Source organism: Enterococcus sp. AZ050, assembly GCF_051715085.1.
Taxonomy (GTDB): Bacteria; Bacillota; Bacilli; order Lactobacillales; family Enterococcaceae; genus Enterococcus; species Enterococcus faecalis.
Window position 1 is genome coordinate 1,911,204 of the sequence record NZ_JBIOTC010000001.1, and the last position, 18,413, is coordinate 1,929,616.

The 18,413-nt window shown below is 39.2% G+C and carries 17 protein-coding genes; 9 read left to right on the top strand and 8 right to left on the bottom strand.

What is annotated here, in order from left to right:
* Window positions 1–23 precede the first annotated feature (23 nt).
* The 4 genes from argF to IGJ04_RS09210 all read left to right on the top strand — a co-directional run bounded on the left by argF (window position 24) and on the right by IGJ04_RS09210 (window position 4,300).
* Window positions 24–1,046 (top strand): ornithine carbamoyltransferase, encoded by a 1,023-nt coding sequence (gene argF / locus IGJ04_RS09195; RefSeq protein WP_160747730.1) that lies wholly within the window; start codon window positions 24–26, stop codon window positions 1,044–1,046.
* A 105-nt stretch (window positions 1,047–1,151) separates the two neighbouring features.
* Window positions 1,152–2,084: a carbamate kinase gene (gene arcC, locus IGJ04_RS09200; protein ID WP_438840140.1), complete on the top strand. Its 933-nt coding sequence runs from the start codon at window positions 1,152–1,154 to the stop codon at window positions 2,082–2,084.
* Between the two features lie 24 nt (window positions 2,085–2,108).
* Window positions 2,109–2,801, top strand: a complete 693-nt coding sequence (locus tag IGJ04_RS09205; RefSeq protein ID WP_002363490.1) for a Crp/Fnr family transcriptional regulator — start codon at window positions 2,109–2,111, stop codon at window positions 2,799–2,801.
* A 47-nt stretch (window positions 2,802–2,848) separates the two neighbouring features.
* Window positions 2,849–4,300 carry a YfcC family protein gene (locus tag IGJ04_RS09210; RefSeq protein ID WP_002383451.1) on the top strand — a complete coding sequence of 484 codons (1,452 nt, stop codon included), beginning with the start codon at window positions 2,849–2,851 and terminating at the stop codon, window positions 4,298–4,300.
* 90 nt (window positions 4,301–4,390) lie between these two features.
* On the opposite strand, the gene IGJ04_RS09215 is transcribed toward IGJ04_RS09210, so the two are convergent.
* Together IGJ04_RS09215 and IGJ04_RS09220 are read right to left on the bottom strand one after the other, a co-directional pair.
* Complete coding sequence (locus tag IGJ04_RS09215) at window positions 4,391–5,071, bottom strand: type 1 glutamine amidotransferase domain-containing protein (RefSeq protein ID WP_002359260.1); 681 nt, start codon at window positions 5,069–5,071, stop codon at window positions 4,391–4,393.
* On the bottom strand, window positions 5,068–5,403 hold the full coding sequence (locus tag IGJ04_RS09220; protein ID WP_002356136.1) for an ArsR/SmtB family transcription factor: 336 nt from the start codon (window positions 5,401–5,403) through the stop codon (window positions 5,068–5,070). Before IGJ04_RS09220 ends, IGJ04_RS09215 begins: the two co-directional genes overlap by 4 nt.
* A gap of 180 nt (window positions 5,404–5,583) precedes the next feature.
* On the opposite strand from IGJ04_RS09220, the gene IGJ04_RS09225 reads away from it, so the two are divergent.
* The 3 genes from IGJ04_RS09225 (at window position 5,584) to IGJ04_RS09235 (ending at window position 11,014) form a co-directional block, all read left to right on the top strand.
* The gene (locus tag IGJ04_RS09225) at window positions 5,584–6,600 is read left to right on the top strand and encodes an NADP-dependent oxidoreductase (protein WP_010827081.1); all 1,017 of its coding nucleotides are present in this window, start codon (window positions 5,584–5,586) and stop codon (window positions 6,598–6,600) included.
* 210 nt (window positions 6,601–6,810) lie between these two features.
* On the top strand, window positions 6,811–9,318 hold the full coding sequence (locus tag IGJ04_RS09230) for an EndoS/ChiA family endoglycosidase (RefSeq protein ID WP_438840141.1): 2,508 nt from the start codon (window positions 6,811–6,813) through the stop codon (window positions 9,316–9,318).
* 427 nt (window positions 9,319–9,745) lie between these two features.
* The gene (locus IGJ04_RS09235) at window positions 9,746–11,014 is read left to right on the top strand and encodes a RidA family protein (RefSeq protein WP_010713631.1); all 1,269 of its coding nucleotides are present in this window, start codon (window positions 9,746–9,748) and stop codon (window positions 11,012–11,014) included.
* Window positions 11,015–11,063: 49 nt separating this feature from the next.
* On the opposite strand, the gene IGJ04_RS09240 is transcribed toward IGJ04_RS09235, so the two are convergent.
* Both IGJ04_RS09240 and IGJ04_RS09245 read right to left on the bottom strand, forming a co-directional pair.
* Window positions 11,064–11,507, bottom strand: a complete 444-nt coding sequence (locus IGJ04_RS09240; protein WP_033921982.1) for a MepB family protein — start codon at window positions 11,505–11,507, stop codon at window positions 11,064–11,066.
* Window positions 11,504–12,916, bottom strand: a complete 1,413-nt coding sequence (locus tag IGJ04_RS09245) for a PLP-dependent aminotransferase family protein (protein WP_438840142.1) — start codon at window positions 12,914–12,916, stop codon at window positions 11,504–11,506. The genes IGJ04_RS09240 and IGJ04_RS09245 overlap by 4 nt, the downstream gene beginning before the upstream one ends.
* Before the next feature lie 97 nt (window positions 12,917–13,013).
* Here IGJ04_RS09245 and IGJ04_RS09250 point away from each other — a divergent pair, with 97 nt between their 5' ends.
* Together IGJ04_RS09250 and IGJ04_RS09255 are read left to right on the top strand one after the other, a co-directional pair.
* Window positions 13,014–13,979 (top strand): ornithine cyclodeaminase family protein, encoded by a 966-nt coding sequence (locus IGJ04_RS09250; RefSeq protein ID WP_142961137.1) that lies wholly within the window; start codon window positions 13,014–13,016, stop codon window positions 13,977–13,979.
* A 1-nt stretch (window position 13,980) separates the two neighbouring features.
* A complete protein-coding gene (locus tag IGJ04_RS09255; protein WP_057086574.1) occupies window positions 13,981–14,769 on the top strand; it encodes a PhzF family phenazine biosynthesis protein in 789 nt (262 codons plus the stop codon).
* A gap of 47 nt (window positions 14,770–14,816) precedes the next feature.
* Here the strand turns inward: IGJ04_RS09255 and IGJ04_RS09260 are convergent, their stop codons facing one another.
* From IGJ04_RS09260 to IGJ04_RS09275, 4 genes are all read right to left on the bottom strand, one after another.
* Window positions 14,817–15,362 (bottom strand): ATP:cob(I)alamin adenosyltransferase, encoded by a 546-nt coding sequence (locus tag IGJ04_RS09260; protein WP_002385445.1) that lies wholly within the window; start codon window positions 15,360–15,362, stop codon window positions 14,817–14,819.
* Between the two features lie 166 nt (window positions 15,363–15,528).
* Complete coding sequence (locus IGJ04_RS09265) at window positions 15,529–15,906, bottom strand: hypothetical protein (protein WP_002367622.1); 378 nt, start codon at window positions 15,904–15,906, stop codon at window positions 15,529–15,531.
* 9 nt (window positions 15,907–15,915) lie between these two features.
* On the bottom strand, window positions 15,916–17,784 hold the full coding sequence (locus tag IGJ04_RS09270) for a C39 family peptidase (protein WP_438840143.1): 1,869 nt from the start codon (window positions 17,782–17,784) through the stop codon (window positions 15,916–15,918).
* Window positions 17,785–17,886: 102 nt separating this feature from the next.
* Window positions 17,887–18,216 (bottom strand): hypothetical protein, encoded by a 330-nt coding sequence (locus tag IGJ04_RS09275; protein WP_174084206.1) that lies wholly within the window; start codon window positions 18,214–18,216, stop codon window positions 17,887–17,889.
* Window positions 18,217–18,413 lie beyond the last annotated feature (197 nt).

The following is an 18,413-nucleotide window of genomic DNA, read 5'->3' on the forward strand; positions in this document are numbered from 1 at the left end:
AACACCCAAAAATAGGAGGAATCATCATGAATTCAGTATTTCAAGGACGTAGTTTATTAGCAGAAAAAGATTTTACAAGAGCAGAATTAGAGTATTTGGTAGACTTCAGTATTCACTTAAAAGAATTGAAGAAAAAAGGGATTCCACATCACTATTTAGAAGGAAAAAATATCGCTCTTTTATTTGAAAAAACTTCGACACGGACACGCTCTGCATTTACTACAGCAGCGATTGATTTAGGGGCACATCCTGAGTATTTAGGCGCCAACGATATTCAATTAGGTAAAAAAGAATCTGTTGAAGATACAGCGATTGTTTTAGGTAGTATGTTTGACGGGATTGAGTTCCGTGGCTTTAGTCAAGAAGTAGTGGAAGATTTAGCGAAATATTCTGGTGTTCCTGTTTGGAATGGTTTAACGGATCAATGGCACCCAACACAAATGATTGCGGACTTTATGACAGTGAAAGAAAACTTTGGTCGTTTAGAAGGAATCACTTTAGTATATGTCGGCGATGGCCGTAACAACATGGCAAACAGCTTGTTAGTGACAGGTGCTATTTTAGGCGTAAATGTTCGCATTTGTGCACCAAAAGAATTGTTCCCTTCTGATGAAGTCGTTAATTATGCAAAAGAATTTGCGAAAGAATCTGGTGCAGAATTAATGATTACAGACGACGTTGCTAAAGGTGTTAAAGGAGCCAACGTGTTATATACAGACGTTTGGGTGTCCATGGGTGAAGAAGATAAATTTGAAGAACGTGTCAATCTGTTGAAACCTTATCAAATTAATATGGCTATGTTAGAAAAAACCGAAAACATGGATGGTGATTTAATCGTATTACACTGTTTGCCAGCCTTTCATGATACGAAAACACAATACGGAGAAATGGTTGCTGAAAAATTCGGCATTACTGAAATGGAAATCACGGATGAAGTCTTCCGCAGTAAATATGGTCGTCAATTTGAAGAAGCAGAAAACAGAATGCATTCTATTAAAGCAATCATGGCAGCTACTTTAGGCAACTTATTCATTCCTCGTGTGTAGGAAGCAACTGAAAAAACATTGAAAAAAGAATAGTTGTTTCGCCCTTTAAGAGTTTCTTTTGAAGGGCGGCCTATTCTTTATTATGATAGGAAAGAAGGATTTGTAATGGGGAAAAAAATGGTCGTTGCACTAGGCGGAAATGCCATCCTTTCAAATGATGCTAGCGCACACGCACAACAGCAAGCATTAGTTCAAACATCTGCCTATTTAGTTCATTTAATTAAAAAAGGGCATCGGTTGATTGTTTCACATGGCAATGGTCCACAAGTTGGTAATCTATTATTGCAACAACAAGCAGCTGATTCTGAAAAAAATCCAGCGATGCCGCTAGATACGTGTGTTGCTATGACACAAGGAAGTATCGGCTACTGGTTGTCCAATGCGCTTAATCAAGAATTAAACAAAGCAGGAATCAAGAAACAAGTGGCTACTGTTTTAACACAGGTGGTCGTAGATCCAGCAGATGAGGCATTCAAAAATCCAACAAAACCGATCGGTCCATTTTTAACAGAAGCTGAAGCCAAAGAAGCAATGCAAGCAGGTGCTATTTTTAAAGAAGATGCAGGACGTGGCTGGCGCAAAGTCGTTCCAAGTCCTAAGCCAATTGACATCCACGAGGCTGAGACTATTAATACCTTAATAAAAAATGATATAATTACCATTTCATGTGGTGGTGGCGGCATCCCTGTCGTAGGACAAGAATTAAAAGGTGTCGAAGCAGTAATCGATAAAGATTTTGCTTCTGAAAAACTAGCAGAATTAGTGGATGCGGATGCACTAGTTATTTTAACTGGCGTGGATTATGTGTGCATTAATTATGGCAAACCAGATGAAAAACAATTAACCAATGTCACTGTAGCAGAGTTGGAAGAATACAAACAAGCGGGTCATTTTGCACCAGGTAGTATGTTACCGAAAATTGAAGCCGCCATTCAGTTTGTAGAAAGCCAACCCAATAAACAAGCAATTATCACTTCTTTGGAAAACTTAGGAAGTATGAGCGGCGATGAAATCGTAGGAACGGTTGTGACAAAATAAAGTATAGTATTTAGGAGAATTAAGATGATGATAGAGAAAATAATCACTAAAAATAATCAAGATTTTCAATACTTTTCTGAATCAGAACTAACAGAATTGCGCAACGAGAGTTTCGTTCGCTCCTATAAAAAAGGCCAAGTCCTTTTTTATCCAGGTGATCCGAGAAATCATTTAATTTTATTGGTTTCAGGTGTCATTAAAATTGAAAAAAATGATCGCAGTGGTAATTTTTCCTATCTGCATTTTATGAAAAAGCAGGCTCTTTTTCCGAGAATCGGACTGTTTCAAGATGAGGTTCATTACGACTCCGCGATTGCCTATACGGATATTGAGGTTGTGTTTGTGCCAGTTAAACTGTTTGAGCGTTTTCTCCAAAATAATCCCCAGCAATTGATTCATTGGATTCAAGAACAATCGGTCCTTTTAAAAGAAAGCATGATAAAAATCCAAAAAGGAACAACCAATGATGCATGTGAACGGATTGTGACATCACTGGCGATGTTATTAAATGATTTAGGAGAACGAATTGACAACAGAGAACGCGTTGCAATTGCTTGTCCAATTACCATTAATGACATTGCACGGATGAGTGGAACTACGCGGGAAACAGCAAGCAGTGTTATGAAAAAATTAGTCCAAATGAACCGTATTAGCTACAGTCATAAATTCTTAACTTTTCTAGATACACCATTCTTTATTGATCGATTGAGTAATTAATCATAGAGAAGGGAGATACAGGAAAGTAGGTTCCTGTATAAAAGGATATGGCAGAAAAAAAGAAGAAAAACAAAAAACAGCTTTCGTCTTTTAGTATTTTATTTATTATTTTAATTGTTTTAGGTATCGTAACGGTCTTGCTAAATGGCCAGCCATTTACCCCAAGAGAAATTGATGGCAAAATGGTTGACCACGTGGTAGGGGCCAAATTATCGGATATTATCATGGCTCCATTCAATGGGTTTAAAGATGCCATTGAAATTAATATTTTTATTTTAGTACTCGGTGGCTTTTTAAATATTGTGACGCAAACTGGGGCTCTTGAAGCAGGGATTCAATCAGTCGTTAAAAAGTTAAAAGGGAACGAATTGAAAATCATTCCGATTTTAATGATTTTATTTTCTATTGGTGGGTCGACTTATGGAATGGCAGAAGAAACAATTCCTTTTTATGGTTTATTGAGTGCCACCATGGTCGCCGCTGGTTTTGATACGTTTGTCGCAGTGGGGACTGTGCTATTGGGTGCAGGATCAGGTGTTATCGGTTCAACGGTTAACCCTTTCTCCACAGGGGTAGCGATGGATGCGTTACGAGGTATTGGCATTCAGCCGAATACAGGAATTATTTTAATTGTCGGTGCTATTTTGTGGGCGGCCTCTACCAGCTATTCTATTTTCATTGTGATGCGTTATGCAAAAAAAGTGAAGGCTGACAAAGGTTCAACAATTTTATCTTTACAAGAACAAGAGGATATGGAAAAAACGTATGGACAAGCAGCGTCGAAAGAAATGCCATTTACGAATCGTCATAAAAAAATCTTAATGGTATTCGCTTTCTGTTTTGTCGTTATGATTGTTTCCTTAATTCCATGGAACGACTTTGGAGTGACGATTTTCAAAGGCTGGACGTCTGTTTTAACAGGTAACAGTTTCGGTGACTGGTACTTTGGCGACTTAGCGATGTGGTTCTTCCTTTTAGGGATCATTGCTGCCTTGATTGGTCGCTTTACTGAAAAAGAAACCATTGAAGCATTTATCGACGGTGCCAAAGATATGTTATCCGTTGTTTTAATCATTGTAGTTGCTCGCGGGGCATCTGTTTTGATGTCTAAAACGTATTTAGATTCATTTATCCTTGATAAAGCGGCAGGCTTATTACAAGGACTCTCCCCAGTTTTATTTGTCATCGGTGCCTTTGTTTTATACTTAGGTTTATCTTTCCTAATTCCTTCAACTTCTGGTTTAGCGTACGTTTCTATTCCTGTAATGGGTGCGTTAGCTAAAAACATTGGTTTAAGTCCAGAAGTGATGGTTATGATTTTTGCTTCAGGTTGTGGCTTGATTAATTTGATCACGCCAACATCTGGTGTTGTAATGGGTGGTTTGGAAATTTCCAAAGTTCAATATGCCACTTGGACAAAATTCATGGCCAAACCAATGATTGTCTTAGGCTTAATTAACCTAATTATCTTAATTGGCGCGATGTTACTCTTTAGCTAATCAAAAATTTTTTATGTTAGGGCTTCGGCTTTCGGAAAAAAGAAGAAGCAATGAAACAACAGCGACTACCTAAAAGTAGTCGCTGTTGTTTCATTTTGATAGTTGTTGAATTAACAATCTTGCGACAGCGCGGACAGAAAAAGGATTTTGCCCAGTGATTATACGGCCATCTTGATACGCAAATTCTTTATAAGGACGCTTTTTCGCAAAAGTAGCACCATGTTCTTTGGCAATTGTTTCGTTTAAGAAAGGAACAACTGCTTTTTTCATGGCTAAAATTTCTTCTGCAGTAGTGAAGCCAGTAATGGTTTTATCTGCAATCAAATAATTTCCTGACGCATCTTTGACATTTAAAAGGCCAGCAATTCCGTGACAAACAGAAGTTAGGTATTTGCCCTGTTCGTAAAGGCTACGAGTGATTGCTTGCAACTGAGGGTTATCAGGAAAGTCCCACATAACGCCATGACCTCCTGTAAAGTAAATTGCTGCGTATTCATCTGGCTCAATTTCTTCAAGAGAGAGGGAATGCGCTAGCGCTCGTTCTTGAAAATCTGCACTTTCATAAACCGCCATAATGGATGAATCTACATATTTCATACTCCGGGGATCCAAAGGGACATAGCCTCCTTGGGGACTAACATAGTCAACTGAAAATCCTGCTTTGGTTACTTCTTCCACGAACTCCGTGGCTTCACCTAGCCAGAGGCCAGTCGGTTCTTCGGTGCCGTGATAACGGGAAACGTTTGTGAGGACCACGAGAATTTTTTTCATGCTTGCTTCCTCCCTGGCATAATCGACGTAATGTGGGTCAATAGTTGTTGGAGTTGCTCAATTTTGGTGGTATCGTGAGAAAGTGAGTAATAATTTTTAGTTCCTTCACTGCGACAATCAATTAATTTGGCTTGTTTCAAAATTTTTAAGTGGTGAGAAACAGCGGGGCGTGAGAGCTGTGTCGCCTCTGTTAACTCAGTGACACGACGGCCAACACAGGCTTGGTCTTCTAACAGTGCAATAATAATTGCTTGGCGTTTTTCATCACCCAATGCGATTAAAAAATCACTAAGCGCAGTAAATTCTGTTTGAATTTCTTCTAATTCTTTCATATTTTTCCGCCTCTTTGGTTCGTATTTTTAAACGATTAAACCATTTTTCGTGTTTTTTGTCAATAAAATACGCTGAGGGCTGAAACTTGACGTGGATTCCATTCTTCGTTAAGATACTAATTGATTAAAGGTTTAAACTTTTAAACCGATAAAAAGGATAGTAAAGAGAGGAAAGATTCAATGATGAAAGCCGCTTTAATTCATAAATACGGACAAAAAGAATTAGCAATCGAGGAGGTGCCCTTACCCACCATTCATGACAATGATGTTTTGGTCAAAATTATCGCTGCCAGTATCAACCCGATTGATTTAAAAACAAAAGATGGTAAAGTAAAGATGCTTTTAAATTATCAAATGCCACTGATTTTAGGCAGTGATTTTGCTGGGATTGTTGTCTCTGTTGGAAAAAATGTTCAAAATTTTAGGCTGGGCGATGCAGTTTACGGACGAGTACCCAAAAATCGCGTGGGAACTTTTGCTGAATATATTGCAGTGGATCAAGCGGCTGTAGCTATGAAGCCGAAAAATTTAACGTTTGAAGAAGCTGCGGCCATTCCGTTAGTCGGTTTGACAAGTTATCAAGCGCTACATGATATTATGAATGTGCAGCCAGGCCAGAAAGTCCTGATTCAAGCAGGTTCAGGAGGGATTGGAACCATTGCAATTCAATTAGCAAAACTAGCGGGCGCTTACGTTGCCACCACCACGAGTAGTAAAAATAAAGAATGGGTTCAAGCGTTGGGAGCAGATGAAGTGATTGACTATCGGACACAAAATTTTGAAGAAGTTTTATCCGACTACGATTATGTATTTGATACAATGGGGGGCACAATCTTAGAAAAAGCTTTCTCAGTGGTTAAACCTCAGGGAAAAGTCGTCACATTGTCAGGCATTCCCAACGAACGTTTTGCTAAAGAATATGGCTTGCCGCTTTGGAAACAATGGGCCTTTAAAATAGCTACCCGCAAGATTCATCGCTTGGAGCAAGACACAGATGTTAGTTATCATTTTTTGTTTATGCGTCCAGATGGCGAGCAATTAGCTTTACTCACTGAGTTCATTGAACAGGGAAAATTGCAGCCGATTATTGACCGAGTCGTTCCTTTTAGCCAAATTCAAGAAGCGGTGGATTATTCACTGACAGGACGAGCACAAGGGAAAATTGTTGTGAAAATCGCCGATGTTGATCACGACTAAGTAAAGGAAACTTGCAAGAAAAATAGGCCCATTTTTCTTGCAAGTCTCAAAGTTTACCATTTAAACGCCGCCTAACGAAAGTGATTTTAGGCGGGAAAAGATTTTTATAGAAAATCCTCATTTTTCCAGTTTCTATTTTGCAAATTCGTTATTTTTTGTTATTCTATTGATGGTTATGTATGCGCTTTCTTTTTAGGTGGATACACAAAAATGAACGGAGTGCAGAAAGGAATGGTGTTCAAAGTGGGGAACAATTTATCGACAAGAAAAGGAGAAAACAGAGAAACAATTGTCAGTTGGCTGGGTCTTTCGTTATTGGTTGGCTTGGCGTTTATCTTATTTAGTCTGTTTCATCAACCAATGATCAGCCAAGCCAATGAGCCGACCCAAGAGAAACATTTTATGGTTTATTATCGGGCTTGGCGTGACAAAACGATGCAAGGAGTTAATACAACATTGCCAGATGAAAATTGGCTAACGATGCACGATATTCCTTATGGTATTGACATTGTGAATGTCTTTAGTTATGTGCCAAAAGGACAAGAAGCACTTGCACAGCCATTTTATGATACGTTAAAAAATGAGTATGCGCCAGCACTGCATGCACGAGGTGTTCGTTTAGTTCGAGGGATTGATTACAGCGAGCTATTAAAAGTTCCTTACGCAGGAACAACGCCTACAGAAGCAGAATTTGATGCTTATGCGAAAGAGTTGTTAACCAAATTTGTCGATGATTTAGGAATTGATGGGTTAGATATTGACATGGAAACTCGTCCAAGTGAAAAAGATATTGTTCTATCTAATGGTGTCATTCGTGCATTATCAAAATACATTGGACCGAAGTCGGGAACGGATCGTCCATTTTTGTATGATACCAATGCAGAATATTTACCACCTTTACAAGATGTCAGTGACTGTTTCGATTTTCTCGCGTATCAACAGTATGGTAGCGATGACCAACGCACGCAACGAGCATTAAATAATTTGAGTCCGGTTCTCAATGGGGAACGATTTGTTCCAGGATTAACTTTCCCAGAAGAGCAAGATCGCAACCGCTGGTATGACACAAAAGAGCCGTATATGGAAAGTAACATGTATAAAGTAGCTCGTTATTCTTATGAAAATAATTTAGGGGGCATGTTCCTCTATGCCTTAGATCGCGATGGTCGCACCTATAATGAAGACGATTTAAATCAGATAAAACCTTCTAATTTGCTTTGGACAAAAACGGCCATTGCAGAGAGTAAAGGCGTTTCTCTTGCAGAGATGAAAGCGGCTGCGCAACACTATTTAAAACGAATTAGCTACGCCAACACAGACCTTGAAGCACAAAATAAAGCCGCAGAAGCAGTGACACAAGCAACGACGCTTTATGATGTGAATAAAGCTATTTTAGGTGGTGATTATGGCCAAGGGATTTCAAATACCTATGATGCTGAATTAGAAAAAGGCCTGTTAGCCATTGACTTAACCACTTTATATCGTGCGTTGGATCAAGCAGTTACAGCCATTGAAAAGGCAGAAAGCTATACACCAGAAACGATTCAAGCACTACAAACAACAAAAGAGACAGTCGCAACAGAACTTGCGGGAAAAACGTATACAGCCGCACAAGTGACTACTTGGCAAACGGAGGTCCAAACAGCTTTGGATAATTTAAAAGAGAAACAAACACAACCTTTAAAAAGTGTCTTTTCCATTGATGCGGGAAGAAAATATTTTTCCGTGGAGCAACTGGAAGAATTAGTGGCCAAAGCCAGTCAAAATGGGTACACAGATGTCCAATTAATTTTAGGAAATGATGGCTTACGGTTTATCTTGGATGATATGTCGGTCAATGTGAATGGTAAAAAATACAACCACAACCGGGTTTCAAAAGCAATCCAACGAGGCAACAACGCGTATTACAATGATCCTAATGGCAACGCGTTAACACAAAAAGAAATGGATCGGTTGTTGGCTTTTGCGAAAGCGCGCAACATCAACATCATTCCCGTGATTAACAGTCCAGGACATATGGATGCGTTGTTAGTGGCCATGGAAAAACTAGCGATTAAAAATCCCGCTTTTGATGGCTCAAAACGAACAGTAGATTTAGGGAACCAAAAGGCAGTGAATTTCACAAAGGCGATTATCAGTAAGTACGTGGCTTATTTTTCCGCGCATAGTGAAATTTTCAATTTTGGTGGCGATGAGTATGCAAATGATGTCGATACAGGCGGTTGGGCGAAACTGCAATCTTCTGGGTGCTACAAGGATTTTGTCGCTTATGCGAATGATTTAGCTAAAATAATTAAAGATGCGGGCATGCAGCCAATGAGCTTCAATGATGGCATTTATTACAACAGCGACGATTCTTTCGGTACATTTGACCCAGAGATTATTATTTCTTATTGGACAGCCGGTTGGAGCGGATATGACGTAGCCAAACCTGAGTACTTTGTTCAAAAAGGACACAAAATTTTTAATACCAATGATGCGTGGTATTGGGTAGCTGGCAATGTTGATTCTGGCATTTATCAATATGATGATGCTTTAGCAAATATGTCGAAAAAAGCATTTACAGATGTGCCAGCAGGTAGCCCAAATCTTCCAATTATTGGAAGTATTCAATGTGTTTGGTATGATGACCCTCGTCGTGACTATGATTTTGAACGAATTTATACGCTAATGGATACGTTCTCGGAAAATTATCGTGAGTATATGGTGGTTAAATAAAACTAGTTATAGCTAACGAGTTATCTATAAAGACTGATCCTGGGACAAAAATCACTTTGGATTTTTGTCCCAGGATCAAAACCTGATAAACGGCGGGAACAGAACCAACTCCTTCGGAAATAAGCCGAAATTCTCCAAAAATTAAAGAGCAATTTTCGGAAATTTCTTCTTATTTCTCGGAGCTAAACGGTTCTTTCCCGACCTCAGCCTTCTTTAACGGAAGAAGATTTGTTTGAGGGCCAACAATCAATTTAGGAATGCCTTATTGAAATGTTCCTGTTCTTATTGTAGACTGAAAGAAGTGGTGGTGGAAAGCTATCACCATTAATAGAAAAGCAGGAAAATAAAAAGGATCTTGTTGGAAGTTTAATGCTTGAAAATGTAAGCGGAATCATTTTGTTGGAATGCTAAAAAAGGGAGTAGAGTTATGAGTAATGAAAATATCGTCTTAGCAAGAAATACAGAGCGTGCACCAAAGCATCCTCTCGCAGCCCAAACAGTCGCATTTTCCCACTATAATCATTTGTCGGCACAGTTACCTATTGAGCCAACCTCTGGACAATTGGTAGAAGGTGGCATTCGGGCCCAAGCGACACAATGTTTGAAAAATATCCAAGCGGTTGTTGAAAGTATCAACCATGTGATGAGTGACATTGTCAGAATGACCATTTTTGTCAAAGATATGCGGGATGCTGCCGCAGTTGAGGAGGTCTATGCGGCCTTTTTTACCCATTATTATCCAGCTAAAACAGTGGTCGCCGTCACAGATTTGCCGTTAGGCGCTTCCGTTCAAATGGAGGCACTTGTTTCAAATGGGGAAGGAACTATCCCTAATGCGCCTCAAGCTGGGGATTTAATTAAATTAACAAATCAGACTGTTCAGGCACCAATTGATGCTCTAGCCAGTCAAACGGTCGCGTTTTCTCACTATAACAATCTGTCTGCACAATTGCCTATAGATCCTCAAACGGGCAGAGTTGTGGCTGGCTGTGTTAAAACGCAAACAAAACAATGTTTGAAAAACATAAAAGCCATTTTAACCAGTATTGATGTGCCTTTTGATGATATTGTGAAGATCAACATTTATTTAAAAGATTTATCTAAGCTGGAAGCTGTCAATCAAGTATATGCTGCTTTTTTCCCAGATTCAGGAATTGCGCGCACGGTCAATTACATGCCAGCACGAACAGTGATTGCTGTTGCTGATTTACCAATGGGCGCGGCGGTGCAAGTAGAAGCGGTGGTTTCTCATGGGGATGGTACGCCACCACAAGCGATTGAAGATCGACATGGATTAATTATTGAAGCAAATAATACAGAGCACGCACCGAAGTGTCCATTTTCGACACAAACTGTTGCTTTTTCTCATTACAACCATCTATCAGCTCAGCTACCATTGGACCCTAAAACAAATGCGTTAGTCGCTGGCGGAATCAAGGAACAAACGACGCAATGTTTAGAAAATATTAAAGCGATTATTGAAAGTGTGGATCACAGCTTAGCTGATCTGGTGAAAGTGAACATTTTTGTGAAAGAGATTGAAGAGCTGGCGGCAGTGGATGACGTCTACCAAACGTACTTCCCTGAAGGCACGCCTGCCAGAAGAGTGATTGGTGTGACGGATTTACCAAAAGGTGCCCAGATTCAAATCGAAGCGATTGCTGGGAACGCAGAAGGTACGCCACCAATTGGCTAAACAGTAAAATAAACAAACGTCAGCTGGCTTCAGAAGCCAGCTGACGTTTTTAGTATTTAGATAAATCAGTAAAGTAAGCTAGTTGCCATTTTTGTGTTTTTTTGGCGGTTTGATTAAGATTTTGGCACCAAGAAGGATAAAAACGGGACGCCATTTTGCCTTTTTGTTGGTGCGTTTTGAGAATTTTTTGTTGGATTAAACATTCTTTCGGCAGAAGAAAGAGACCTTGCTTTTCTTGATCAGAAATGACAATTGCTAACATTTCAGGGGCTTCCGTAGCATCAAAGGCTTCGTTCTGATTTTGTTGATTTTTTTCCCAGAAGGCTGCAAAATAGCCTTCTTTTTTCGGCGTTTTTTTGGCTAAGCGACTGCGGATAAGTTGTTGCGATTCATTAACTTGGCATAAAAAGCCTTCATATTCGGCATTTTGTTTTTCTTCGGAAAGCAGGGTGATCGCGCCCACTGCTTTTTCAAGTATTGGCAATGAATTCATAGGGAATGTCCTTTCTTTTCGTTTAACGTCGGTAAGAGTTCTTGGATAATGGTTAATCCTTTCGCCAATACCTCAAGCTGATTGGAGGCCAAGGAAATTCGTAAAAAAGCATCTGGCTGATTTTGCACAGTAAAGCGGCTCGAGTGAAAAAGACGTACCCAATTTTGGAGAAATTCTTGTTCAATTTGCGGCGCCGTTTTTTCGGTAGAAAGGGGAATAGTTCGGTAGTACGGCAAAGGATTGCTAGGTCTAGCTAACCCAAAAATGGTATCAAATAAGTCATTGGCTTGTTTTGTTAAAGCCAATTTTTCTATCACTAATTCTTCTGCAACTGGTGAGCGTAAGACTTGGGTGACAATTTCAGCATCAAAGCCAGAAGTTTTAACGTTAATATTAAAAATCGCACGCTCTATTTCTTGGCGAAGAAGCGGAGGGAAAACAAGGTATGCAACGCGTAAGCCTGTACAGACAAATTTTGTCATCCCCGCTAAGTAAATCGTTTGTTGAGGTAAGAGTTCTTGAAACGTTGGTAAAACTGCTTGCTGTGCATAAGTTGTTAAAAAAGAATGAATGTCATCTTCAATTACCCATAAGTGTTCTTGCTGAATGATTTCAGCTAAAGTCATTCGGCGGGCGCTAGACATTTGGAAACCAATTGGATTATTACATGCGGGCATTAAGAAAATACCGTGTATTTTTTTCTTTTTGCATTCTTGCAGTAAATGCTCTGGGTCCATCCCCTCGGAATCATAGCCAATCGGGACGATTTCTAAATGATAAAGCTGGGCGAGTTCAATAAAATTTGAATACGTGTATCGATCTACGGCAATCCGCTGACCTGGAGAAAAAGCGGCGGCTAACGTCACGGCCAGCCCATTCTGGACACCAGATACAATGGCAACTTCTTCGGCATTGGTCCGAACGCCTTGTGTCTGAAGCCATTCGGCAGCGGTTGCTCGTTGAAAGTGCGTACCTAAAGGATCGCGATAATTTAGCAAACTGTTAAGGGCCGCATTTTTACTAACGGATTCAATAAAAGGTAAAATCCGCTGATTACACATATCAAAGGAACTAACCAGCCCTAAATCAATTAGATGGTCCGCTACTTGGTTGGTAGAGATTGTAATTGAGTGAAACGCGTTGGGAGAAACGAAAGTGCCGCTACCGATGTTGGTATAAAGTAAGCCTTTTTCCATAGCGTGTTTATAAGCTTGACCAATTGTCGTGAAATTCAGATCCAAGTAATCAGCTAATTCTCTTTGTGAAGGCAATTTCACATTTTTTTGAAGTGCACCAGATAAGATATCCGCTTCTAATTGTTGAACCAATGATTGGTAATAAGGTCTTGTTAAACGTTCTTTAACAGGGCGCCATGACAACGCATAGTTCTCATAGGAATTAATCGGCATGAGGGGAACTTCCTTTCTATAAAATTGTATTCCATACAATTATAGCATTGAGTGTATTGTTTGTCTGGTTTATGATAGCGCAAAGGGAGGAATTCAGATGGACATTATTTCTTATGAGAGGGTCATTCAACAATTGTCGTTTTCCGAAGCAATTCAAGTGATGAAACGTTGCTTTGCAGAGTTGCAAAAAGGAAAAATTTCGCAAAGTGAGCGCCATGTAGAGGTTTTACCAGATGGGGAAAATCAGAATCTTTTTGCATTAATGCCTGCTTACTTAGGAAAAAATCGCTTTTTTGGGGCAAAAATCATTACAGCTTTTCCAGAAAATCCACAAAAAAATTTGGCCTCGCATCTTGGTCAAATTTTATTGTTTGATAGTTCTACTGGAAGACCAGTTGCGATGATAGATGCCAATGCGATTACGTGGCTTCGCACAGCAGCTGTTTCTGCTTTGGCAACCGATTATTTAGCAGCTCCAGAGGCAAAAAGTATCGCTTTGATTGGTGCAGGTCAACAAGCTTCATCTCATCTCGCAGCGCTACAAAGCGTTCGGGCGATTGAAAAGGTTTTTATATATGACCGAACAGCAGAACGCGCACGAAAATTAATCGCTAAGCAACAGCACAATTATCCCGCATCTACCTTTATTGGTTGTTCTTCTGTCCAAGAAGCCGTCCAGAAAGCAGAAATTATCTGTACACTAACTTCCAGTCAGGACGCATTTTTAGAAGAAAAAGACGTTTTGCCGAATGCCCATATTAATGCAATTGGTACATTCACGCCGACTTCCAGAGAATTAACAAGCGACCTTGTTAAAAACAGTCAAGTGTTTGTAGATGAGTACGCGGCTGCATTAAAAGAAAGCGGGGATCTTTTAATTCCGATTTCAGAAGGTGCCTTTTCAGCTGAAAAAATTGTAGGTTCTCTCGGCGAATTAGTGACTGGCAAAGTTAAACTAAAGGCGGAGCAGAAAGGCCGCACGATTTTTGATGCAGTTGGCTTAGCAGTTGAGGATTTGTGTTGCGCGGAATACATTTATCAAAAAATACAAGGAGAGAATTAAAATGAGTTATCCCTATTATATTGTCGATGCTTTCGCGGAGGAAGTTTTTAAAGGCAATCCCGCCGCTGTTTATGTTTTGGAAAAATGGTTGCCAGAAGCGGTGATGCAAAACATTGCGATTGAAAATAATTTGTCAGAGACTGCTTTTACAGTCAAAGAGGGAAAAAGTTACGCCCTGCGCTGGTTTACGCCGGAACGAGAAATCGATCTCTGTGGACATGCTACATTAGCGACGGCTTTTGTGTTATTTAACTATTATTCCGTTGCGGAAGAAACACTCCATTTTACTAGTCAAAGTGGACCGCTCGCAGTGACCAAAAAAGAGGAATACTATTATCTAGATTTTCCTTATATCCTACCGGAAAGGATTCCAATTTTGCCAGAGTATGAAGCCGCTTTAGGCACGAAAATTTATGAAGCTTATTTGGGTCGCGATTTATTTTTTGTCTTAAAAGACGAAGAGACAGTGGCAAAAATCACACCAGATTTTTCTGCATTAAAAGCATTGGATTTAGGAGTAGGAGTCATTGTAACGGCATCAGGAGACTCGGTGGATTTTGTTTCACGGACTTTTTTCCCGAAACTAAGAATTAACGAAGATCCAGTTTGTGGTTCTGCGCATGCCAATTTAATTCCTTATTGGGGAAAACGGCTCAATCAAACGACCCTTTCGGCCTATCAAGTGTCCCCAAGAGGCGGCTTTTTAACTTGTGAAGTGAAAGAAAATCGAGTCATTATTGGTGGTACTGCTAAACTATTTGCAAAAGGAGAAGCTTACTTACCTGTATAAAAGTACACCGACCGCTAGCAATTCGTCGTTAGCGGTCGGTGTACTTTTTAAATAGAATAGTTGCGAGAAACAAAGGGAACTTCTTCACCATTTTCGAGCTGATTTAGGTACAAGGCTAACATGAAAAAGTAACCTGAGAGTAAGTTGACTACATCATACAGCTGCGGATCAATTTTTTTACCACCATAGTCCATGCGATAAAGTAAACGAACAATATCTTTGGCTTTGGCTCTTAAAATGTGTGCATAAGAGGAACAGATTGTGCCCATCGGTAAAACAAAAGGACGATTTTCTTCGTATGTCAGTTCATTCATAGCATTGACACGTTCCAAAAGCCAGGCTATTTCTTCCTCTGTGACTGTTAATTTTGTTCGGGTCGTTGGATTGACATGGTAGATTAACTCGCAAATTTTAGCTAGTTCTTCTGTTAGTGCAGGCTGTTCAGGGACGTCTAATTGTTGCACATATCCTCGTAGAAGACCTGTCATCGAGGCCAATTCATCAGTCATTAATTCAAAATCACATCGTAAATCTTCTGGTTTAGAAGATAGATACGGGTACGCTTCATACGGACTGCGGTACATTTTTTCCATTCAATTTCCCTACTTTCTAAAAATAAAAAGCGCTCAAAAAGAATGCACGAAAGCCAATCTTTTTGAGCGCCATTGCTCGACTGTTCACAGTACACCATTGTACTTGCTAAGGTAATCATAGCCAAGAGTGAAGGGAGAGTCAAGGGGGAATCAATATGAGATAACTCTATTGATTTATTTTTTGTTTAATATAATCAATGACATCTTTCTTTTGTTCTTTAGCCTCTGATATATATTCCTTTAGTTCTTTATCCGTAATTGTTGAACTGTTAATTCCTTGTTCATACAATTGTCGTCTAGTTTTTGAAACATCATCTGTTGGATTCAATTCTCTATTCTTTAAATTCTCGGTTGTTTCAATTGTTATAGATGATGTAGAAGTTGGTGTTGTGTCCGGATTACTACTATCTTTTTTAGAAGACTGGGTAGTTTGCTGTTTAGTTGATACTTCAGTAGATGAAGAATCTCTATTTTTTTCCACAGTATTATTACTACATGCCGTTAAAAATAAGGCTAACAATAGTACAATAAGTTTTTTTTTCATTATATCCTCCTATAAAATAACGAAACATGGTCGGCCTTCTGTCCAATCAATTGGATCATTTGACGGGGTATTCCAAAGTGCTTGTGTTGACACCCAACCTGAGTAAAACTGGCGACCATACGGATCATAGGTTAAAGTGTAACCATTTTTGTACTCATGAACGACAATAGCATGTCCAATCCCAACATTTTGATATAAAATAACGGGATATCCTTCAGAAAGATAGGCGTTTAATGTAGCTACATCATTAATAACTTTGATCGAACGGCCATATGATTGAGCTGTTATCACTAAATCAGTTGCAGAAGCGCCAAAGTATCTTTGATTTAACCCGCCATAAGAAGCCATTCTTGTTGCAACACTGACAGGATTTACATTATAACCGTAAGAGCCTCTTAAAATCATAGATAAACTTGTTGGAACACATCCTGCTGAGCCAATGGTATAGTTTCCGATATAAGTATTAATCCATTGTGGGTCACGTTGAGAATAATAATAAGGTTTTTTCTTTAATCTTTCTGCACGTAATCTGTTTGCTATCTCTGCTGGTGTGCGAGCTTCATCGCCAACTAAAAAAGCTTTTCCAGATCCTTTAGGAGCCGCTTCACCCTTTCTAACTATTTTGATTTGAATAGCTTCCAATCGTTTAGATGCAGATTGACTCCCAGATGGTGCACCATTAGCTGCCCAATTCAACCAACCTTTATCTTGGATATGAACACGGTAATAGACATCATAATATCTGGAAACATCTCCAGATAGGTTTATTTTAATCGCTTCCAAACGTAATTTTTTCCCACTAGTACCAGATAACTCACCATTTTTTTTCTTTTCTTGCCAACCAATACTTTGAACATGTGTCGAATATTCTATATTTCCGGCTAAAGCAGCATCACTAAGATTGATTTTAATCGCTTCTAATCGTAGTTTTTTTCCACTAGTACCAGCGCTTTCACCATTTCTAACAAACCCTTGCCATCCGATTTCTTGCACGTGTGTTTGATAATTGACATTTGGTTTGATTTCATCTGGACGTTTTGCTTCATTTCCAATTAAAAAGGCTTTTCCAGATCCTTCAGGTGCCGCTTCGCCCTTCTTCACTAATTTAATTTGAATGGCTTCTAATCTTTTAGCGGCGCTTTGACTACCTGCGGACTCACTGTTTTTTGCCCAATTCAACCAACCTTTATCTTCTATATGCACACGATAATAAACATCATATGCGTTAGCTATTTCTCCAGTTAAGCGAATTTGAATCGCTTCGAGCCGCAAAGACTTTCCGCTTGTACCAGACAATTGATTATCTTTCACATATCCTTGCCACCCAATTTCTTGGACATGTGTTCTATATTCTACAGATCCAGCCAAATCTGAATTTGAAATATTCATTTTAATTCCTTCAAGACGTAAAGAGTGTCTGCTAGTCCCAGATATTTCCCCGTTTTTGACAACCCCTTGCCATCCGATGTCTTGGATATGTGTCTGATAATTAATATCAGGAACTTTTTCTTCTGCTTTTGCCGGTGCTACAGGTGTGTCCTCATTACTTTGTGATGTTTCCAAAGTAGTTTCAGTATCGTCGCTACTATTTTCTGTATCATTAACAGTTGTTACTTCTGATGTAGAAACTTCAGTGGTAGAATCGGAGGTTGAGGAAGTGGAAGTTGTTTCTGTTTCCTCTTGAGAATTTATGATGCTTGGATTCATTTCTTCAGTGACACCGCTACTCATTTGTTGCTCCGTTAGAGATGTTTCTGAAGCCACCGTTTCTTCAGTAGTTCCCTTAGAGCGTTCCAAAGCGTAAGCAGAAATAGGGGTAACGAGAAATCCAGACAATAAAACCGCTAACATAGAACTAGTTATAACACTTTTTTTCATTAATTTACTCCTTCATAGCTTATTTATTATTTATAGTATACGACAACGTCAAAGGCCAAACAAGAACGTCTTGTTTTTATAAGAACAATAGTGAAAAAGTGTCTATAAAATGACTGAAAAAATTACTAGAAGTAAACCAATCAATAAACTGACAAGACCAGAAAGTTGACCTAATCGTTGTTGGGTAGAAGAAGGTTGATCGGTAACAGTGAGCAAACTTGAGAAAAAGTTCATTTTTTTCACGAGTATTAAATACGCAACAATAAGCAAAAGAATACCCGAAAAAAGGTACGAAAGGGGCTCAGAAATAAATTTTTGGGCACGAAGTAAAAAAATTCCTATGAAGAGGACAACAAAACCATACTTAAGAAAAGTTGCTTTTGACATGTTGAAATCGCTTCCTTTTAATTGATGAATTTTATTAATAGCCACTATTCTTATGATTAAATTATAGGACTTTGAGGGCGGTGGAGCAAAGGAAAAATGGAGAATGGTGGGAGGAAAGTGTGATAACACAAAAGAAAACCCGCTAGAAAACCTATTTTATAGGTGTTTCTAGCGGGTTGATTGTTATTCCCACTCCACGTAATAAATAGCTTATAAATGCTTATATATCAAGAATTTATTAC

Coding starts and splice junctions, on each gene's coding strand:
- arcC (WP_438840140.1), top strand. CDS start 1,152: ATGGGGAAAAAAATGGTCGTTGCACTAGGCGGAAATGCCATCCTTTCA.
- IGJ04_RS09205 (WP_002363490.1), top strand. CDS start 2,109: ATGATGATAGAGAAAATAATCACTAAAAATAATCAAGATTTTCAATAC.
- IGJ04_RS09210 (WP_002383451.1), top strand. CDS start 2,849: ATGGCAGAAAAAAAGAAGAAAAACAAAAAACAGCTTTCGTCTTTTAGT.
- IGJ04_RS09215 (WP_002359260.1), bottom strand. CDS start 5,071: ATGAAAAAAATTCTCGTGGTCCTCACAAACGTTTCCCGTTATCACGGC.
- IGJ04_RS09220 (WP_002356136.1), bottom strand. CDS start 5,403: ATGAAAGAATTAGAAGAAATTCAAACAGAATTTACTGCGCTTAGTGAT.
- IGJ04_RS09225 (WP_010827081.1), top strand. CDS start 5,584: ATGATGAAAGCCGCTTTAATTCATAAATACGGACAAAAAGAATTAGCA.
- IGJ04_RS09230 (WP_438840141.1), top strand. CDS start 6,811: ATGAACGGAGTGCAGAAAGGAATGGTGTTCAAAGTGGGGAACAATTTA.
- IGJ04_RS09235 (WP_010713631.1), top strand. CDS start 9,746: ATGAGTAATGAAAATATCGTCTTAGCAAGAAATACAGAGCGTGCACCA.
- IGJ04_RS09240 (WP_033921982.1), bottom strand. CDS start 11,507: ATGAATTCATTGCCAATACTTGAAAAAGCAGTGGGCGCGATCACCCTG.
- IGJ04_RS09245 (WP_438840142.1), bottom strand. CDS start 12,916: ATGCCGATTAATTCCTATGAGAACTATGCGTTGTCATGGCGCCCTGTT.
- IGJ04_RS09250 (WP_142961137.1), top strand. CDS start 13,014: ATGGACATTATTTCTTATGAGAGGGTCATTCAACAATTGTCGTTTTCC.
- IGJ04_RS09255 (WP_057086574.1), top strand. CDS start 13,981: ATGAGTTATCCCTATTATATTGTCGATGCTTTCGCGGAGGAAGTTTTT.
- IGJ04_RS09260 (WP_002385445.1), bottom strand. CDS start 15,362: ATGGAAAAAATGTACCGCAGTCCGTATGAAGCGTACCCGTATCTATCT.
- IGJ04_RS09265 (WP_002367622.1), bottom strand. CDS start 15,906: ATGAAAAAAAAACTTATTGTACTATTGTTAGCCTTATTTTTAACGGCA.
- IGJ04_RS09270 (WP_438840143.1), bottom strand. CDS start 17,784: ATGAAAAAAAGTGTTATAACTAGTTCTATGTTAGCGGTTTTATTGTCT.